Origin of the sequence: Amycolatopsis orientalis DSM 43388 (assembly GCF_000411975.1) — a bacterium.
In the GTDB taxonomy this organism is placed as follows: Bacteria; Actinomycetota; Actinomycetes; order Mycobacteriales; family Pseudonocardiaceae; genus Amycolatopsis; species Amycolatopsis orientalis_D.
Genome location: NZ_ASXG01000176.1, coordinates 1 through 1248, shown reverse-complemented (window position 1 = coordinate 1248; position 1248 = coordinate 1). Strand labels below are relative to the sequence as shown.

Sequence of the window (1248 nt, the reverse complement as noted above, 5' to 3'; positions counted from 1 at the left end):
CGCGGCGGCTCACTCCGCCAAGAACGCGCCTGCCGCGCCGGGTCTCGCCAACCAGCCTTCTGACCGTTCGGAGAGGAACATCATGGTAGGGACTGCATCCGCGTTCGTGACGGACGCGTACAAGGCCATCGCCGATCTGATGGCCGCTCGTCCGATCTCGGCGAGCAACTACCGCTCGGGCCGCGAGTTCGACGCGGCGCAGGTGACGTGGCTGTTCGCGATGGCCGACGCCCTGGACGACGCCGACCTCAGCGAAGACGCCGACACCACGCGGGAGATCGCGCTCGGCGTAGTCCGCGACGCGGTGTCCCAGGTCGCGGGGGTGGTCGCGTGATCACCCGCAACCGGATGCGCCTGCCGATCCTCGCGCCCCAGGCGGTCGTCTGCCCGAAGGGTGCTCCGCCCCGCGACGCCGGGGCGATGTCCACGCTGATCACCTACGACGCCCGCGACCCGTTCGCGGTCACGCTGACCCTGACCACGGCCGGGGTCGACTGGGTGCTGGCGCGGGAGCTGCTGGCCGACGGCGTGAACGCCCCGACCGGCGAGGGCGAGGTGTTCGTCTGCCCGGACGTCCACGGCGAGGCCACGGTGTGGGTGACCCTGCACGGCGAGGACAGCTCGCTGATTCTCGGTTTCCGTCGCGCGGAGGTCGAGTACGCGCTGGACGGGATGGAGCGGATCGTGCCCGAGGGCACCGAGTCCGACCGGATCAACTGGTCTCGCGAGTTCGGCTGGATCGTGTCGGGCGGTGAAGCCGCATGACCGGCAAGAACCTCTCGCCGCTGGCGATCGAGCGGCTGGCGAAGAAGCGCTGGACCGAGGCCAACGGCCGCACCTGGGCCAAAGCCACGAAACGCGAACGCGCCGCCTGGCTCGCCGCGACCGAGCCCGCCATCCGCGAGGAACACGGCATCGCCGCGGACGCGGAATGGCGCGGCGGGGACTGGCAGGCCCCCGAGCAAACCGACCTGTTCGACCTGTTCGGCACCCCGGAGGTGGCCTGATGTCCACGCAAACCCTGATGGTCCTGGGCGGCCTCGCGCTGCTGGGCGTGTTCAGCGTGTGGCGGGCCGGGCGCAAGTCCGCGGCCAAGAGCATGAAGGGCGTCCGCGAGGTCACCCGCATGACCGGCAACACCATCCGCCTGATCCTGGCCACGCTGATCATCGCCGGAGTCCAGTGGCTGGTGGTGGTGAAGATCGGCAACACCACCGCCACCTGGATCGCGCTCATCGTCCCCGCGCT

The 1248-nt window shown here is 70.4% G+C and carries 4 protein-coding genes; all 4 read left to right on the top strand.

Annotated features, from left to right (window positions below):
• The first annotated feature begins 82 nt into the window (after positions 1 to 82).
• Positions 83 to 334 carry a hypothetical protein gene (locus L942_RS36765; protein WP_158684594.1) on the top strand — a complete coding sequence of 84 codons (252 nt, stop codon included), beginning with the start codon at positions 83 to 85 and terminating at the stop codon, positions 332 to 334.
• Positions 331 to 765: an SsgA family sporulation/cell division regulator gene (locus L942_RS42380; RefSeq protein ID WP_051166506.1), complete on the top strand. Its 435-nt coding sequence runs from the start codon at positions 331 to 333 to the stop codon at positions 763 to 765. The genes L942_RS36765 and L942_RS42380 overlap by 4 nt, the downstream gene beginning before the upstream one ends.
• On the top strand, positions 762 to 1007 hold the full coding sequence (locus tag L942_RS36755) for a hypothetical protein (protein WP_037369129.1): 246 nt from the start codon (positions 762 to 764) through the stop codon (positions 1005 to 1007). The genes L942_RS42380 and L942_RS36755 overlap by 4 nt, the downstream gene beginning before the upstream one ends.
• On the top strand, positions 1007 to 1248 hold a 242-nt coding region (locus tag L942_RS36750), incomplete at its 3' end, for a hypothetical protein (protein ID WP_037369127.1). The genes L942_RS36755 and L942_RS36750, both read left to right, overlap by 1 nt.